Source organism: Methylobacter luteus IMV-B-3098 (assembly GCF_000427625.1).
In the GTDB taxonomy this organism is placed as follows: domain Bacteria; phylum Pseudomonadota; class Gammaproteobacteria; order Methylococcales; family Methylomonadaceae; genus Methylobacter; species Methylobacter luteus.
In genome coordinates, this window is sequence record NZ_KE386569.1 from 4,375,148 (window position 1) to 4,390,534 (window position 15,387).

Consider the following 15,387-nt stretch of genomic DNA (forward strand, 5'->3'; position numbering starts at 1 on the left):
TAATAACTTTCTAATAATAAGCATTTTTCATGCCTAATACTTAACAAGGCGCCAGGCCTTGCTCATCCAAAGAAAATGAGGATTGTTGCTAAAAATGTAATTAATGACTTACTAGAGTGTGGGAAATAACCTACTTTAGTGTGTTAAATAACATAGTTTAATTATTTTCAAGTAAAGTCCAGGCAGATGCCGGGTAATGTTTTAACAAAAATATATATTGATCTGCTTCAAGAAGAGGCTTTAAAGATCTGCCGGCGGGCAGGATTTTATGACGGGAAATATCAACAACAATCGTGTCGATTCAGATTGATGGCTTTGGCAGGGCAGGGAGAGGAAAAGGCCAGAAGTAGGACTACACCGTATGTTTAATCAAAAGATCAGCCTCGTTATTTGAAGCCGGTGAATAATAAAAGCGTCCCTGCGAACAATCCTGTTAAAAAAGCTCCAATGCCAGCATCAGCGCATCTTCGCGGCCATTTTCAGCCGGGTAGTAGCCTTTCCTGATGCCTATTTCGTTGAAGCCAATGTTTTCGTAAAGGGCAATGGCGACTGTGTTGGAAGGCCGGACTTCCAGAAAAACGGTTTCGGCCCGACCTCTTGCTGATTCAATCAGATTTTCCAGCAATTTCCGGCCGATGCCTTGGCCTTGCTCGGCAGGGTCCACGCAAAGATTTAAGACATGCGCCTCGCCGACGGCGATGGAAGCAATGCAATAACCCAGCACTTTATCCCGCTCTTCACAGACCCAACAATCATAGCGCGCTTTCAGGCAATCCCTGAAAATGTCTTCGCCCCACGGGAATTGATAACCTTTTTTTTCGATCGCCGCCACGCTGGGCAGATCGGACATCGTCATTCTTCTAATCCGCATCAGATCCCTTCTACTCATGGAATCAGGAAATACCTTGGCATAGAATTCCCTATCCGCATCATAAACCAACCAACTTTTTATCTTCTCTAACATTACCCGCATAATCAACCTTCTGTGTACGTCTTCATCGCCAACTGTAAATCCATCCAGGCTTTGCGCTTTTCCTGTAGTGAACGCAATAAATAGGCCGGATGATAAACCACAACGACCGGCGTTTCATCTAAAGTATGCACTTTGTTTCTGAGCTTGGCTAATGGGGCCTCAGTCTTTAACAGAGACTGCGCGGCAATGCGCCCTACAGCCAAGATGATCTTGGGTTGAACCAGCGCTAGTTGCCGTTGCAGATACGCATGACAGGCTTCAATTTCGTCTGCTTTGGGGTCGCGATTGTCGGGCGGCCTGCATTTCAAAATATTGGCGATGAAGACGTCCTCCCGGGCCAGGCCCAACGCTCGAAGCATTTCCGTTAGCAGTTGCCCGGCCTTGCCGACAAACGGCTGGCCTTGCAGGTCCTCGCTTTGCCCCGGCGCTTCGCCGATCACCAGCCAGTCAGCCTGTTTATTGCCGGTGCCGAAAACCGTCTGCGTGCGCGTCTCGCACAAAACGCATTTTCGGCATACCGCCACTTCGGCTTGCAGCGATTCCCAATTATCCGGATCGGCTGGCGTTGGCTCGTATTCGGACGGCGCCGATGCAGCAATAGCCGGCGCTACGCTATCAGCAAGCGGCAGCAATCTCTGGTCAGACGCGGGCGCGGCGATGGGCACCCATACATCGATGCCCATCGCCTCCAGGTATTGCAAACGCAGCGCGTTATCCATGATGTCTTATCAGCAAAGGCTAAACATCGCCTTTTTGCGGATGCCGGCGTTGATCCGGCGTCTGCAGCTTGTTGATGGCGTTGACATAGGCTTTCGCCGAAGCAATGACGATGTCGGTATCGGCGCCCAGGCCATTGACGATGCGGCCTGCTTTTTCAAGGCGTACCGTGACTTCGCCCTGGGCATCGGTGCCGTTGGTAATATTGTTGACCGAATAAAGCTCCAGCGAAGCGTCGGACTTCACCAGCTTCTCGATGGCTTTAAGGCTGGCGTCGACAGCGCCGCCGCCATTGGCGTTGCCCATGACTTCCTGGCTGCCGATGCGCAAGGTGACCGTGGCGTTAGGGATTTCGCCGGTTTCGGAACAGACCTTCAGCGCGATCAATTTGACATGTTCGTCTTCAGACTCGAAACCGACCTCCGATATCAACGCCTGCAGGTCTTCATCGAAAATGTCGTGTTTTTTATCGGCCAGTTGCTTGAAGCGGAAAAAGGCATCGTTCAACTCTTCTTCGGAAGCGAATTCAAAACCCAGTTCGGTCATGCGGCTTTTGAACGCATTGCGGCCGGAATGCTTGCCCATGACCATGCGGTTGGCTGTCCAGCCGACATCCTCGGCGCGCATGATTTCATAAGTCTCGCGGCTTTTCAGCACGCCGTCCTGGTGAATGCCGGATTCGTGCGCAAAGGCATTGGCGCCCACGATGGCCTTGTTGGGCTGCACGGGGAAGCCGGTAATCGACGAGACCAGCTTTGAACAGGTGACGATCTCGCGCGTATCGATGCCTGTCTGACACCCAAACACATCCTGACGCGTGCGGACCGCCATGACGACTTCTTCCAGCGAAGCATTGCCGGCGCGTTCGCCCAGGCCGTTGATCGTGCATTCAATCTGGCGCGCGCCGTTCATGACCGCAGACAGGGAGTTGGCGACGGCCAGTCCCAGGTCGTTATGGCAATGGACCGAGAAAACAGCCTTGTCAGAATTCGGGATGCGCCGGATCAGATTAGAGATCGTCTCGCCGAACTGTTGCGGAATGCTGTAACCGACCGTATCGGGGATATTCAGCGTCGTGGCGCCGGCATCGATGACGGCCTCAAAAATACGGCACAGAAAGTCCTCTTCCGAACGTCCGGCATCTTCGGCCGAAAATTCGACATCATCGGTATACTGCCGAGCGCGTTTTACGGCTCTGACGGCATACTCGATCACTTGCTCCGGCTGCATCTGCAGTTTCATCTGCATGTGGATCGGCGAGGTGGCGATGAAAGTATGGATACGTGACCGGCTGGCGCCCTTAAGCGCCTCGCCGGCGCGATCGATATCCTTGTCCAGCGCCCTGGCCAAGCCGCACACGATGCTATCTTTAACGGCTTTGGCTACAGCTTGGACGGCTTCGAAGTCGCCAATACTGGCAATGGGGAATCCTGCCTCGATCACGTCTACTCTCAAACGCTCCAGCGCCTTGCCAATCCTGACTTTCTCATCCCGCGTCATCGAGGCGCCGGGGCTTTGTTCGCCATCGCGCAAGGTGGTATCGAATATAATTAACTTGTCTTTCATAGGGGCTCCATGCATGGAGAACTATCAACGCTTCCGTTGATAGCGATTAGTAAAGGGGGTTCAAATAAAGCAAGAGAGAAGAATGCGCCCGTCAGGGCAGGAATCTTAAAGATAGACACGGCAATGCGCGCAGCCCTGACCCGACAGACAGGGCGCTGGTAAAAACGTTTTTAAAAGGCATAACGGACTGGATGGACATGATAATGACTATACGCGAATGACAGTGGGCTCTCAAGCGGATTTTTCAAGGCTTGCGCCCCTGTAACCGGCGTTTGCGCATGACCAGTGTAATGACCGGCCCTGAAATCGCATACGCCAAAAACAAGGCAAATAGCATAATTTGCGGCTGTGCCATAACGAAAGCAATGCCCAGCATGACGGCAATAGCCATGACAAAAGGCACTTTGCCTTTCAAATCGATTTCCTTGAAACTGGAATAGCGGAAGTTGCTGACCATCAGCAGCCCCGTACTGATCGTCAACACAATCGCGACATATTTAAGTACTTCAACGTCGTAGCCATATTCCAGACAAATCCAGATAAAGCCGGCCGGAATAGCGGCCGCGGCGGGGCTGGGCAACCCTTGAAAATAGCGTTTGTCGGCAGACTCGACCTGGGTGTTGAAACGCGCCAGCCTCAAAGCGCCGCCGGCCATATGGACGAAGGCCGCGAACAGGCCCAGTTTGCCGAGGCTGGAAAAAGCCCACAGATACATGACCAGGGCGGGTGCCACACCGAACGAAACCATGTCTGACAGACTGTCGTACTGCACGCCGAATTCGCTCTGCGTATTGGTCAGGCGCGCCACGCGGCCGTCGAGCCCGTCCAGCACCATCGCGACAAAAATCGACACGGCTGCGGTTTCGTACCGGCCGCCCATCGCCGAGGTAATGGCATAGAAACCGGCAAACATGGCTCCCGTGGTGAACAGATTAGGCAACAGGTAAATGCCACGGCGGCGGCGAGTAGGGCGCTTTTCAGGGGTCATAAAGTTCAATCAGTCCTTGCTTTGTATGTAAATAAAAAACAGTGCGCCGAATTATACAATGAGCCTACCGGCGGGGCATAAATTAATAACCGATGCTGGGCAATAATTCAGTACATTCAAGCCCGACATTATCGATCAGTAGCGTGACAATTTTGAGTCTGTTTTCTTATTGAACATCAGGCGTTATTTTAATCTCCATATTTTGGCCGACCGCTGAGTTCAATAGGTATCACGCAGGAATAACCCATGGGCCTTTTGGCCAGGTATTGCTGATGATAATCCTCGGCGTAATAGAATTCGCCGGCCGGCAGGATCTCTGTCGTTATTTCCCTGAGCCCCGCCTCGGAGAGCCGCTGCTGATAATGGACTCTCGATGTGAGCGCTTCTTCGAACTGCTCCTGCGTATAGGTGTAAATGCCTGAGCGGTATTGCGTGCCGACATCAGGGCCTTGCCGCATGCCCAGGGTCGGATCGTGGGCTTCCCAGAACAGCCGCAGCAGTTCGCCGTAGGACGTCAAGGCCGGATCGTAAATAACTTTCACCACTTCGGCATGCCCGGTCAGCCCCGAGCAGACTTCCTCGTAAGTCGGGTTGGGCGTGTAGCCGCCACTGTAGCCGACGGCCGTGCTGTATATGTGCGGATATTCCCAGAATTTTCGTTCGGCGCCCCAAAAGCAGCCCAGGCCGAACAAGGCCTGTTCCATGCCAGGCGGGAATGGCGGCAAAATCGGATTGCCGGTAATGAAATGCCGGTTGGTGACGGGCATGGGCGTATCGCGGCCGGGCAGTGCGTCCGTCGGGTCTGGCAGTACGAGCTTTTTTGATGAGATAATCATAGCTATAGCCCTTCGTAGGTGGATTAGGAACTGTTTGAACACAGGTTACTCTGATCTGAAATGAGAATAAAGCGCATACAATTAATGGGAGAATCATGATAGAGCAAGACGTTTTACGCCGTTTTTTATTTGAAGAGCTGGGCGTTCGTGGTGAATGGGTCAAGCTGGGAGCCAGCTGGCAGGCGGCGAAGAAGCATCAGCGAGGCCCTTTTAACGTAATGCAACAGTTGGGGCAAGCCTTGGCCGCTGTCACGATGCTGTCCGCGACTATCAAATTCAAAGGTTCGATGATATTGCAGGCACAGGGCGACGGCGATCTGAGAACGCTGGTTGCGCAGTGCACGCATGATCGCAAAATAAGGGGGCTGGCAAGAAGCGCCGACATGGTAACGGGCGGTTCGCTGGAGCAGATGTTCGGACACGGGCGTCTGGTATTGACCATAGAGCCTGAAAATTCCGATCCTTATCAAGGCATTGTGCCATTGCAGGGCACAGGGCTCGCAAATGCCCTGGAAACCTATTTTACGCAATCGGAGCAACTGCGTACGCGCTTGTGGCTGTTTGCCAGTGACACACAGGCGGTCGGTTTAATGTTGCAGGAATTGCCGGCGCAGCAAAATTATCGGGCCGACTGGGACCACATCGAGATGCTGGCAAACACCGTGACTGAGCAGGAGTTAATGACGCTGGATTGCGAACAGATGCTGCATCGCCTGTTTCATGAGGAAAAAGTCAGAATGTTCGATCCCGAACCGGTCGAATTCAAATGCGCCTGTTCCCGCGCAAGGCTGGAGCGAACCTTGCTGGCGCTGGGACGGGCGGAGCTGGAAAACATTCTGAAAGAGCGGGATGTCATCGAAGTCGGTTGCGAATTTTGCAGCGAGCAATATCATTTTGATAAGGTTGACGTGGAAGGCATCCTGTCCCGTGAGATCGTTACGAATGAATCCGAAACGCGGCATTGACAGCACTATCAAGCGCGGCCTTCGCATGATCGGCCTGCTGGTGCTGGCCGTTTCACTGACCGGCTGCATTTATTGGGTGCGAGCCTATCAGACCTATTTGCAAATGGGCGAATTCGACCGCTACTTTACGGTAGTGGCGGCCGATGATTTCACGCTGGAATTCAAAAAGCCGATCATGTACAGCCAGGATTTTGTCTCATTGGCCAAGCTGTATCCCAGTGAAAATGATGCTACCTCGGAGGGGCGGCGCTTCCGTTACTGGTTTCGCAAGGTCGACGGCCATAATCGGCTGGTCAAGCCTGAGGTCAAGTTTTATTCCGAATTGACCTTTAACAGAGAAGATCGCATCTCCTCCTGGTCTTTCTCGCCATTGTTCCTGCAAATCGCGCCGCCGAAGTTTCTGGAGGTGTCGTTGCGTTCGATCGGCGGCGCTGAAATCGATAAGGAAAAACAGCAGCTGCGGGCCAATACCGATCTGATAGATAAAATTTCCGCCGACCTGCCCAAAAAACCGACAGTCATCGCGCACCTGGGCGCGCCGCTGGAAGTGCAGATAGAAAAAGAAAATGAAGTGTATATTTATCATTTTCTGCTGGAAACCCACGGTATAGAAGAAGGCTATGAAGACCGCGCCTTAAGCGAGGTAAAACTGACTTTCGACAAGTCGACGCAGGAGCTGGTTAAAATGGCTGGTCGCTTCGCGGGCCTTAAGGTTTCAATCAATTACCGGAAGTTTCTTGATAATGGGAGTGAATCGGCAAAGGCTTCATAATCCGGCAGAACGCTTGCATCAATGCCTGCCAATTTTTAAAAAACCTTGGCGGCAGGCTGAAATTTTCCGGTGTTACGCATGGGCGGTTTTATGCCTTGGTTGGCCGGTTCAAGCTCTAGTAGAAATGCGATGCTGATGAAAAGAGCGACCAGCGCCTTAAAGACATCGCTTTTTTAACACGCTCGGTTGCCATTTGCATCGCGGCTTCCCTGGGAAGAATATTTTGCGCCAGTGAAATTCTCAGGACTTTTTCGGTATTTTGCCTGATTTTTTCCTCTATGGTCTGTAATGCGGCCGTTACAGTCGCACCGCGGTATTCCATCGCTCCACAGATGACGCCGCCCGCATTGGCGATGAAGTCAGGAATGCAGATAATGCCTCGTTCAAACAATTGCCTTTCAGCGCCATGGGTTACAGGAATATTGGCGCCTTCTACAATCAAACGGGTTTTGAGCCGATGCGCATTGTCTTCATGAATCACGTCGGGACGGGCGGCAGGAATCCAGATGTCGCATTCTATGTCGAGAATCCTGTCCTGATCCAGACGCTTGCCGTCAGGGTAATCCGCAACACTTTTACCTTCTTCTTTAAGCGCGAATAATGTGGGTATATCCAGGCCTTCCGGATTGTAGATAGTGCCGCGACTGTCATTGGCGGCAATTAATCTTGCACCCTGTTCGGATAAAAACCGGGCGGCATGCTTGCCGACGGAACCAAAGCCCTGAATCACGACCGTCGCATTTTTTAAATTTGAATGCTGATAATGCAACGCAATTTCTGTCGCTTGGCGTATGCCCCAGCCTGTCGCACCGATTTCATCCAGAGGAATGCCGCCGAGTTCGCTTGGCAAGCCAATACATCGGCCGTTTTCATCCCTGACCCAAGCCATACATTCTTCGTTTGTACCCATATCCGGTCCAAAAATATAGGATTCTTCATTACGCAATAATGCAGCGGCTGCGCGTATGATTTGCTGTTTCTGGTGTTTGGGCATTTTGGGGTCACCGTAAATAACCATTTTGCCCCCGCCATGAGGCAAGCCGGCTGCGGCGTTTTTAAAGGTCATGGCCCGCGCAAGACGAAAACACTCATCAAGGCTAACATCCCTGGCTATGCGCACCCCTCCAATGGCTGGGCCCACAGCGACGTTATCCACGACTAATATTCCTTTTAGGCCGGCGGAAGGTTCATAGATATGGATGATTTTTGCAGGGCCTATTTCATCAGCAAAATGGAAAAGATCTTGCATAGTATTTCTCTTATTGATTTGAGTTATCTCGGAATTAATAAAAAGTTGCGTTCTTGAAACGTAAGACCTGGATTACTTAACTGAAGTTTTTAGAATTATGCTTATTTCTGGCTGATGATTGGATCCTATTTTCAGGTTATAACGTTGGAAGCGCTGTTTACGTTGGTCCAAGCTTCAGCTTGCTTAAGTGATGACCTGCACGGCTAACGGCGCAGAATGGCATCGTAATGATGAGTCCATAGGCTCTGCGCTCTGATACACCCAGTTACAGCGGATGTATGTGGTGCTGTAGATGGATTGGCAAGGGCTGCCCGTCGCAAAGCCGTGGCAGGCAATCCCGGCATAAAATCTTTCCCGAGATAAAATCATTGCACTGGAAAAAACCGTACAGGGCTGGCCGGTTTTTAATTTTTTAAAAGAAGGCCAATAGCCCGGTTTTTTCGCTGATTTTTATAGTTTGTGGGGCAAATTCTCGCCCATGAGCAACTAAGGTCGTCTCTGCATGGGGCGGAAAGATGCATTTCAATACCTTGACCTCAGAGTCACAATTGCGTCCATTCAGCCAAAGTTTATGCTTAGTTTGTTGATTTGAACGCTCTATTACCCTATAGTCTTCCGCTACCCTCCATTCGGGCCTATAGCGATATGGAAGGTTACATAACAAGTCAGACTATGAATGGATAATCGTAGTTGCAATTAGAGTAGTATCTCACTGAAATTAAAGATTTGATGGAAGAGTTATTTATCGGTTGGCTTAAGGAATATGGTTACATTATCCTGTTCTTGTGGTCCATATTAGAAGGTGAAATCGGCCTGATCATGGCCGGGATCATGTCTCATACCGGCGATATGCAGTATTTTATGTCGGTCTTTGTGGCGGGCCTGGGCGGCTTCGCTGGTGATCAAATTTATTTTTATATCGGCCGCTTTAATAAGGGCTTTATTCAGCGCAAATTGCATAGTCAGCGCCGTAAATTTGCGATTGCGCATTTGCTGCTGAAAAAATACGGCTGGCCTATTATCTTCATGCAGCGCTATATGTATGGGTTGCGTACTGTTATTCCCATGTCGATCGGCATCACGAAGTACTCCTCAAAACAGTTCGCATTGATCAATCTGATTAGTGCGTGGGTATGGGCGGCAATTACAATAACCCCTGCCTATTTTTTTGGCGCGGAAATATTAAATATATTGGCTATAGCCAAACAGCATTGGTATTTTGCGCTGCCTGTGGCGGGAGTTTTCCTTTACGCGATTTATACTTATTTTCACAAGCTGGAGCAGCACTTTTTGCAAAAACGCCAGAACCGCTCCTCGAATTTATAACAAGACGAAACGAGGTGGCGGTGCCGAAGGCGCCGTTGCGAAATTAGCTGGCGAATTTCGGTCATGCTTTTTCGCTCAATTATATTGCTTTATTAATCCCCCATCTTTACCCGTTCTGGCTCAGCAGGACAGAACGGGCTATGGCACTCTGTAAACGGTAGCCCTGGTAATAAGGTTCATTTACTGCAGTCAGGTTTTAGGGAAAGCGGCAGGTTCAGGCCGCCTAAAACCAATCAGGACGGCCTGTCTGCCGACCTGTTCGTATCGGCAGCGCATTTGATTTAGAGCACAGTTCAAATCTTTCCCAGCGTGTTGCCGATGAACGTTTGTTCTACAAAAATACGCGTCATATCATCGTTCAAAACTGAACCGGTGTTGTTGTAAACATAAAACCTGATCGCTCGCTACCCTCCAGTTGCCGGACAAGCAGCGCTCCTTCGATATCCGGTGTTATTTAATTCTTACATCACACGGTAACCGCATTATTTAACAGCAACTGTTAAACAAATCTCGAATTGATCCCCAAAAAGGAAATTTGTATTTTTTGTGAACTGGTTCACAAAAAATACAAATAAAAGAACGCTGTTAATTCCTACTAAAACACTTGGTATATACTTCAACAAGGGTTAACGAATACCCTTATTCAATAGCTATTCGACATCATGTTGAATAGCTAAAAAAATATAATAATTATAAGTACATATTAGGAGCTCCATATGGCATATGACTTTGGCAAATTAACGCACTACGCCAAATCGTTCAGCGATTTAACGCCCGAGCGAGAAGACTTGTTAGTCGAGGTAGGCCGACAGATTAAACCCAAGCTGGCCGGAATCACTGAAGATTTTTATCAACATCTGCTTACCATTCCGGAAGCATCCACTTTTCTCGAAGGGCGGGTTGAAACATTGAAGAGAACCCATACCCGCTGGATGGAAGGATTATTTAGCGGACCTTTCGATGCAAACTATACCGAACACATGTACAAAGTGGGCGATGTGCATGTTAGAGTCAATTTACCGGTTGAGTTCATGGCGGGGGCGATGACCTTGATCAATCATCGCCTGATCGGCCTGATTGTTGAGACCTATGGTCATGATAAAGGATATTGCGCTCAAGTACTGGCTGCGATCAATGCCGTAACCGGTATGTCGCTCCTGGTGATGCAGCAATCCTATCAAGCTGCCAGCCTGGCCGAGGAGCTGGAAAAATTTCTCAAGATTTCCGGCATGAGCCGTGCATTATTTACCAATCTGGCTACGGCCTACAAAGACAAATAGGAGATTCCGATGCGTTCAGACATGTTAGTTTCGGTGCTGTCAGAATTGAATGGCGCTTCCGCGGATATTGAAGCGACAGGCGTTATTTCGACCGATGGTTTAATGATGGCCTCGGTACTGCCGGCTTCAATGGATGAAGACCGGGTTGGCGCCATGAGCGCCGCGATGTTGTCGCTGGGTGATCGTACCGCGCAGGAACTGGTCCGCGGAGAACTGGAGCAGGTGCTGATTAAAGGCGCTTCCGGTTACGTGCTGATGGCTTATGCCGGCAAGGAAGCGGTATTGACCGTACTGGCCAAGCCCAATGCCAAGCTGGGTTTGATTTTCCTGGATGTCAAAAGAGCCGCCAACAGTATCGCTGAATTGCTCTGATTGTCTGCCAGTGACCAAAAAACGATACCTCTGCTTATAAATTATAGATTCCGGGCTGTAGAGATTCGGCTGTGATGAATTGAAAGCCGTAGATCGGGCTGGCGAAAGCCCGATCTACGGCTTTTTGCTTGACCGTTAAACCTGAAGGGCGACGATGTTGACTGAATGGAGCGTTCAGTCTGCCAGTGGCAAACCGCTAGGCACTCTGGCAGGTGCCGTAGACCTGAGGTCCAGGCTGTTTGGATCGGTCAGGGCATGTAAATAATCCAGCAACAGCTTGACTTGTGTATCTGTAAGCGCAACCGGATTGATTTCTATGCTGTTCGCCAGATTGAAGCGGCTTGTGGCGTCGTTATGGACAATAAAGTCCTGTTCATCCAGATCCGCGCGGGACGGCAGAACGGCCTGGGTGACGTCATAGGTCTCAAGACTTTGCTCCGGATCCAGATGGTGTCTGACCACGGCTTCCAGAGTATTGTAAGCCCCGTCATGCCCCCAGGGGCCGGTCAGCGCTACGTTGCGAAGACTTGGCGTTCTGAATTTATACCGGTCATTGGGATCGCCTGTAACCTGTTCCCTACCGTAGTCATCATGACCTTCAAAGCCATCGCCTTTTCCGGGACCAATTTGCGGCATGCCCAGTGCATGAAAGGCATGATCCGTTTGGAATTTTCCTGAATGACAGCTGGCGCATCCCGCCTTATTAAAAATTTTCATGCCTTCCACGGCGTTTTTGCTCATTGCAGTCGTTTGCGCCATCATATAGTAGTCGTAAGGGCTGTTATCGGCTCTGTACGCGGAGGCTTCGAAAGCGCCGATGGCATTGGCAATATGAGAATAGGTAACCTGCTCAGGGCCTTTCAGGCCAGGATAAGCCTGGGCAAAAAGAGTGCGATACTCCTCAATGGCCATGACCCGCTGAGTCAAAAGATGCCACACTTGAGGCAAATTGCCGGCGGCGGCCGCATCTGCCACTTCATTTTCACCGGCTTGCCCGGCCATTTCCGTAGTGGAGGTAGGAGGAAATGCGGCCTGTGCTGCAAGCGCATTATCTACGCCCAGCAAAAATGCATCACCTGCCGGCGTCCTGAAACCGCTCGGAGCTGAGCTGTCTTTTTCGATACGCCCGTCATGGAATACGCGGACAAATTCACTCGCCCCCAGATTAAACACGAAGGGCGCGTTGCGGGGCACGCGTTCGTGTATAGCATCGCTGCCGGTGCCTGTGTCACGCATGACGCCCAGCCCTTTGCCGCCTTCGCCGACCCCTAGCGACAGGCCGTCGCCGGTAGCGGCCAGGGGATGATGGCACGTGGCGCACGAGGTATTTTTGTTGCCTGACAAAATCTTGTCGTAAAACAGAAATTTGCCTAATTGCTCTTTGGCCGTATTCCTGGCCGGAAAGTCGGCATCATTGGCGGGGACGGCAAAAGTTAAAGACGGTGTCAAGGCCGATAGCGCGAGCGAAACGGCGGAAACCATGGTCTTCAGTTTTAATCGGGAAGGTAAAGCAAAATGTATCATCGTAATCTATCCGTTATTGTTATTAGGGAGCTGCCATGAATGTGCGAGGGATACATTACATGACCGAATAGACTGATGAATTTAATTAGTTTAGTAATGCATAATTCGCATTACTAGATTAAGCAAACTTTATACCATGATAAATAAAGCCATATAAAACAAATGCAATATTGAAATATGCGGGAAAATATTAAAAAAACAGGTGAAATGCCTTACCCGAAATAAGGCATTTCACCTGTTTTTTTGTTGGGTTTTCTGGTCTATAGTCTGGTTTTAAAAATGGATGGATAGTCGCTTTTAAACTGGGTCAAATTTATTGATTAATAACCTTATACCGCCAAAAATATAAGCAGTTGCACGTGTATTTAATAATGGTCGCTGTTGTAATAAGGCACACTGTAAGTGCTGCTCTGCCTGTGCTGTAAAGCGCCCGTGCTCTCCAGATAATAATAAGCTCCAGCCGCCAGCAATAGTGCTGCCAGTACCGCAAAGCCGATCTTCCACCAACTGTAGGGGCGTTCGCCCTGGACTTCACCGGTGCGGCCATTGATGACGAAGCGATAGGACTTGTTCCGGTAGCGGAAGGCAGCAGACCAGACCGGCAGCAGGCAGTGCTTGTAGGTGGTGGCACTATGCCGCGTCCTGATCTGATGAATCCGTTGATGGTCGCCGCCGATGTCATAGGCGATGTCGCGATAGATCACGCTGTCCATGACCTGTTTGGCGTGGTCAAAGCCTTCGTCCAGATCGACCTGATAAAATTCGCTGCGGAAACCGCTCAGATAGTTTTCATCGTAGGGGATCAATTGCTCCATATCCCAGGGCTGTAAGGCATCCAGAATTTTGCGCGGCAATGAATTGCTGGCCCCGACCAGCACGTCGTCGAAAAAACGGCTCACATGGCCGCTGACCGGCGTCCAGTGAATTTTCGGCACGCGCCTGATTTCCGTGACGACCTGGTTATTGCGCGTGATCTGGACGGGCTCATCGACATAATAAATATCGCCGCGTTCGCCGGTATAGTCCGTCTCCGTATCGCTGTCAAATGTCCAGTAAGGCAGGTAAACGCCGGTCAGTTTTGACTCGCTGCGCGCATATTTTTTGACGGCATTGGGCGCGAACCATAAACCGTCGATCCAGCGCTGGAACCGCTGTCGCGCTTCGGATTCTTTAATGCGGAAGGGCAGCAGCGACTTCGGCTGTATGGGCTTGCTTTGCGTGGTGGTCGTGACAATCGGCGAGCCGCAAAAAGGGCATTCACCGGCATGAATATTGGCTTCAAACTGGAATCCGGCGCCGCATTCGTTGCAATGAATCTGTGCCTTGGGCGCTTCAGTGCGAGGCTCCGACAATTGCCGCAGAGCTTTTTGCAGGTCGTATTCCTCAATGACGCCGGCGTGGTATTCGATGCGGTTTTCAAAACCGCAGTAATCGCAGACCAGAAGTGTCGTGCCGGGCGCGTACTTGAGCACGGCTCCGCATTGCGCGCATGGGAAGCGACCCGGCGCTTGCCGGGATGAGGTTTTGGTCTTGAGCACGGATAATCTGATTATGAGTTGGGCAGCGGCGGCGGCACCTGTGCGAAGGCCCCGGCCAGTTCGGGCACCTGTTCGGCCGGCGTCCATTCTGCGAGGCCGGCATGCCAGACCAGCGTCGAACGGTTGATTTCGCCGCTGTTGATTTTTTGTTCAAGCACGGGACGCTCGAAAGGTCCCTGTTGGTGTCCGTTTATGGCAGCGTAATAAACTACCGAGCCCGGCAGGGGAGGCGGTGTGGTTGGGGACTGCTGCGAAAAGGCCCGGTTCATTTGACTGGCCACAGCAAACCCCATGCCCATGCCGATGCCTTCGTTGGCTGCGCCGGACGGGTTTTTGGCGGCGGCTTCCATCGCTTCGGCGGCCTGGTAATGCGTGTAACGGCTCAGGTCGCCGATAATGCCCATGCTGGTGCGCTTGTCCATGGCCGCTTCTACTTCCGGCGGCAACGAGATGTTTTCGACCAATAGTTGCAGGACATCCAGTCCATAGGCGGCAAATTCCGGACTGATCATTTGGGTGATGTAGTTGCTCAGCTCGTCATAATTGGCAGCCAGATCCAGAATCGGGATGCCTGATTCGCCGATAATGCTGGCAAAACGCGAGACGATCAGGTTGCGCAATTGATCGCTGATGTCGCCGGTCTGGAAATGGCCGCCGGTGCCGACGATTTCCTTGATGAACGTGAGCGGTTCCTTGATGCGGATAGAATACGTGCCAAAAGCCCGAAGCCGCAGCGGCCCGAATTCTTTGTCGCGCAACATGACCGGATTCTTGGTGCCCCACTTCAGGTCGGTAAAGCGGCGCATATTGAAGAAATACACTTCCGCCTTGAATGGGCTGGAGAAACCATGCGGCCAGCTTTCCAGCGTGGTCAGGATTGGCATGTTGCGCGTCTCGAGCTGATAGAGGCCCGGCTCGTAAAAATCGGCTACGCGGCCTTCGCTGACCAGCACCGCCGTCTGCGATTCGCGCACCGTCAGCATGGCGCCGTACTTGATTTCATTGCCGTAGCGTTCGAACCGGTAGACCATCGTGTCGCTGGAATCATCGGTCCATTCGATGACATCGACAAACTCGCCGAATAGCTTATCCAGAATGCCCACTGTTTTGCTCCTGTTCTTGATTAACGTGGTTAAAAACTGACTTTACTCAAATTCATATAAAACCACGAAGATCACAAAGAGATGTAGGCTGGGTTGATAAACCCGGCATAGGCGGCTTCGAAATGCTGGGTTTATCAACCCAGCCTACAGGAAACAACATAAATCTTCGTGATCTTCA

At 51.0% G+C, this 15,387-nt stretch carries 14 protein-coding genes; 5 read left to right on the plus strand and 9 right to left on the minus strand.

All coding sequences use genetic code 11. The features are described 5' to 3' along the window. Nucleotides 1-433: 433 nt before the first annotated feature. The 5 genes from rimI to msrA all read right to left on the minus strand — a co-directional run bounded on the left by rimI (nucleotide 434) and on the right by msrA (nucleotide 5,080). On the minus strand, nucleotides 434-973 hold the full coding sequence (rimI, locus tag METLU_RS0122680; protein WP_027160197.1) for a ribosomal protein S18-alanine N-acetyltransferase: 540 nt from the start codon (nucleotides 971-973) through the stop codon (nucleotides 434-436). A 2-nt stretch (nucleotides 974-975) separates the two neighbouring features. After that, complete coding sequence (locus tag METLU_RS0122685; RefSeq protein ID WP_027160198.1) at nucleotides 976-1,692, minus strand: uracil-DNA glycosylase; 717 nt, start codon at nucleotides 1,690-1,692, stop codon at nucleotides 976-978. A 19-nt stretch (nucleotides 1,693-1,711) separates the two neighbouring features. Further along, nucleotides 1,712-3,256, minus strand: a complete 1,545-nt coding sequence (locus tag METLU_RS0122690) for a 2-isopropylmalate synthase (protein ID WP_027160199.1) — start codon at nucleotides 3,254-3,256, stop codon at nucleotides 1,712-1,714. A gap of 244 nt (nucleotides 3,257-3,500) precedes the next feature. Then, nucleotides 3,501-4,244, minus strand: a complete 744-nt coding sequence (gene pssA, locus METLU_RS0122695; RefSeq protein WP_027160200.1) for a CDP-diacylglycerol--serine O-phosphatidyltransferase — start codon at nucleotides 4,242-4,244, stop codon at nucleotides 3,501-3,503. A 188-nt stretch (nucleotides 4,245-4,432) separates the two neighbouring features. Beyond that, nucleotides 4,433-5,080, minus strand: a complete 648-nt coding sequence (gene msrA / locus METLU_RS26290; protein WP_036243423.1) for a peptide-methionine (S)-S-oxide reductase MsrA — start codon at nucleotides 5,078-5,080, stop codon at nucleotides 4,433-4,435. 95 nt (nucleotides 5,081-5,175) lie between these two features. Between msrA and hslO the strand changes: the two genes are divergently transcribed. Beyond that, nucleotides 5,176-6,045: an Hsp33 family molecular chaperone HslO gene (hslO, locus tag METLU_RS0122705; protein WP_027160201.1), complete on the plus strand. Its 870-nt coding sequence runs from the start codon at nucleotides 5,176-5,178 to the stop codon at nucleotides 6,043-6,045. Next, complete coding sequence (locus METLU_RS0122710) at nucleotides 6,023-6,817, plus strand: hypothetical protein (protein WP_027160202.1); 795 nt, start codon at nucleotides 6,023-6,025, stop codon at nucleotides 6,815-6,817. Before hslO ends, METLU_RS0122710 begins: the two co-directional genes overlap by 23 nt. A 115-nt stretch (nucleotides 6,818-6,932) precedes the next feature. Here the strand turns inward: METLU_RS0122710 and METLU_RS0122715 are convergent, their stop codons facing one another. Further along, nucleotides 6,933-8,066: a Glu/Leu/Phe/Val family dehydrogenase gene (locus tag METLU_RS0122715; protein WP_027160203.1), complete on the minus strand. Its 1,134-nt coding sequence runs from the start codon at nucleotides 8,064-8,066 to the stop codon at nucleotides 6,933-6,935. A 729-nt stretch (nucleotides 8,067-8,795) separates the two neighbouring features. On the opposite strand from METLU_RS0122715, the gene METLU_RS0122720 reads away from it, so the two are divergent. The 3 genes from METLU_RS0122720 to METLU_RS0122730 all read left to right on the plus strand — a co-directional run bounded on the left by METLU_RS0122720 (nucleotide 8,796) and on the right by METLU_RS0122730 (nucleotide 11,044). Beyond that, nucleotides 8,796-9,392 carry a DedA family protein gene (locus METLU_RS0122720; protein ID WP_027160204.1) on the plus strand — a complete coding sequence of 199 codons (597 nt, stop codon included), beginning with the start codon at nucleotides 8,796-8,798 and terminating at the stop codon, nucleotides 9,390-9,392. A 716-nt stretch (nucleotides 9,393-10,108) separates the two neighbouring features. Continuing rightward, nucleotides 10,109-10,672: a protoglobin domain-containing protein gene (locus tag METLU_RS0122725; protein WP_027160205.1), complete on the plus strand. Its 564-nt coding sequence runs from the start codon at nucleotides 10,109-10,111 to the stop codon at nucleotides 10,670-10,672. Nucleotides 10,673-10,681: 9 nt separating this feature from the next. Next, the gene (locus tag METLU_RS0122730) at nucleotides 10,682-11,044 is read left to right on the plus strand and encodes a roadblock/LC7 domain-containing protein (protein WP_027160206.1); all 363 of its coding nucleotides are present in this window, start codon (nucleotides 10,682-10,684) and stop codon (nucleotides 11,042-11,044) included. 174 nt (nucleotides 11,045-11,218) lie between these two features. Here the strand turns inward: METLU_RS0122730 and METLU_RS0122735 are convergent, their stop codons facing one another. The 3 genes from METLU_RS0122735 to METLU_RS0122745 form a co-directional block, all read right to left on the minus strand. Then, the gene (locus METLU_RS0122735; protein WP_231383682.1) at nucleotides 11,219-12,568 is read right to left on the minus strand and encodes a cytochrome-c peroxidase; all 1,350 of its coding nucleotides are present in this window, start codon (nucleotides 12,566-12,568) and stop codon (nucleotides 11,219-11,221) included. Nucleotides 12,569-12,933: 365 nt separating this feature from the next. Next, nucleotides 12,934-14,106 (minus strand): hypothetical protein, encoded by a 1,173-nt coding sequence (locus tag METLU_RS0122740; RefSeq protein ID WP_027160208.1) that lies wholly within the window; start codon nucleotides 14,104-14,106, stop codon nucleotides 12,934-12,936. Between the two features lie 11 nt (nucleotides 14,107-14,117). Then, nucleotides 14,118-15,209, minus strand: coding sequence for an SPFH domain-containing protein (locus METLU_RS0122745; RefSeq protein WP_027160209.1), 1,092 nt, complete (start codon nucleotides 15,207-15,209; stop codon nucleotides 14,118-14,120). Between the last annotated feature and the right edge of the window lie 178 nt (nucleotides 15,210-15,387).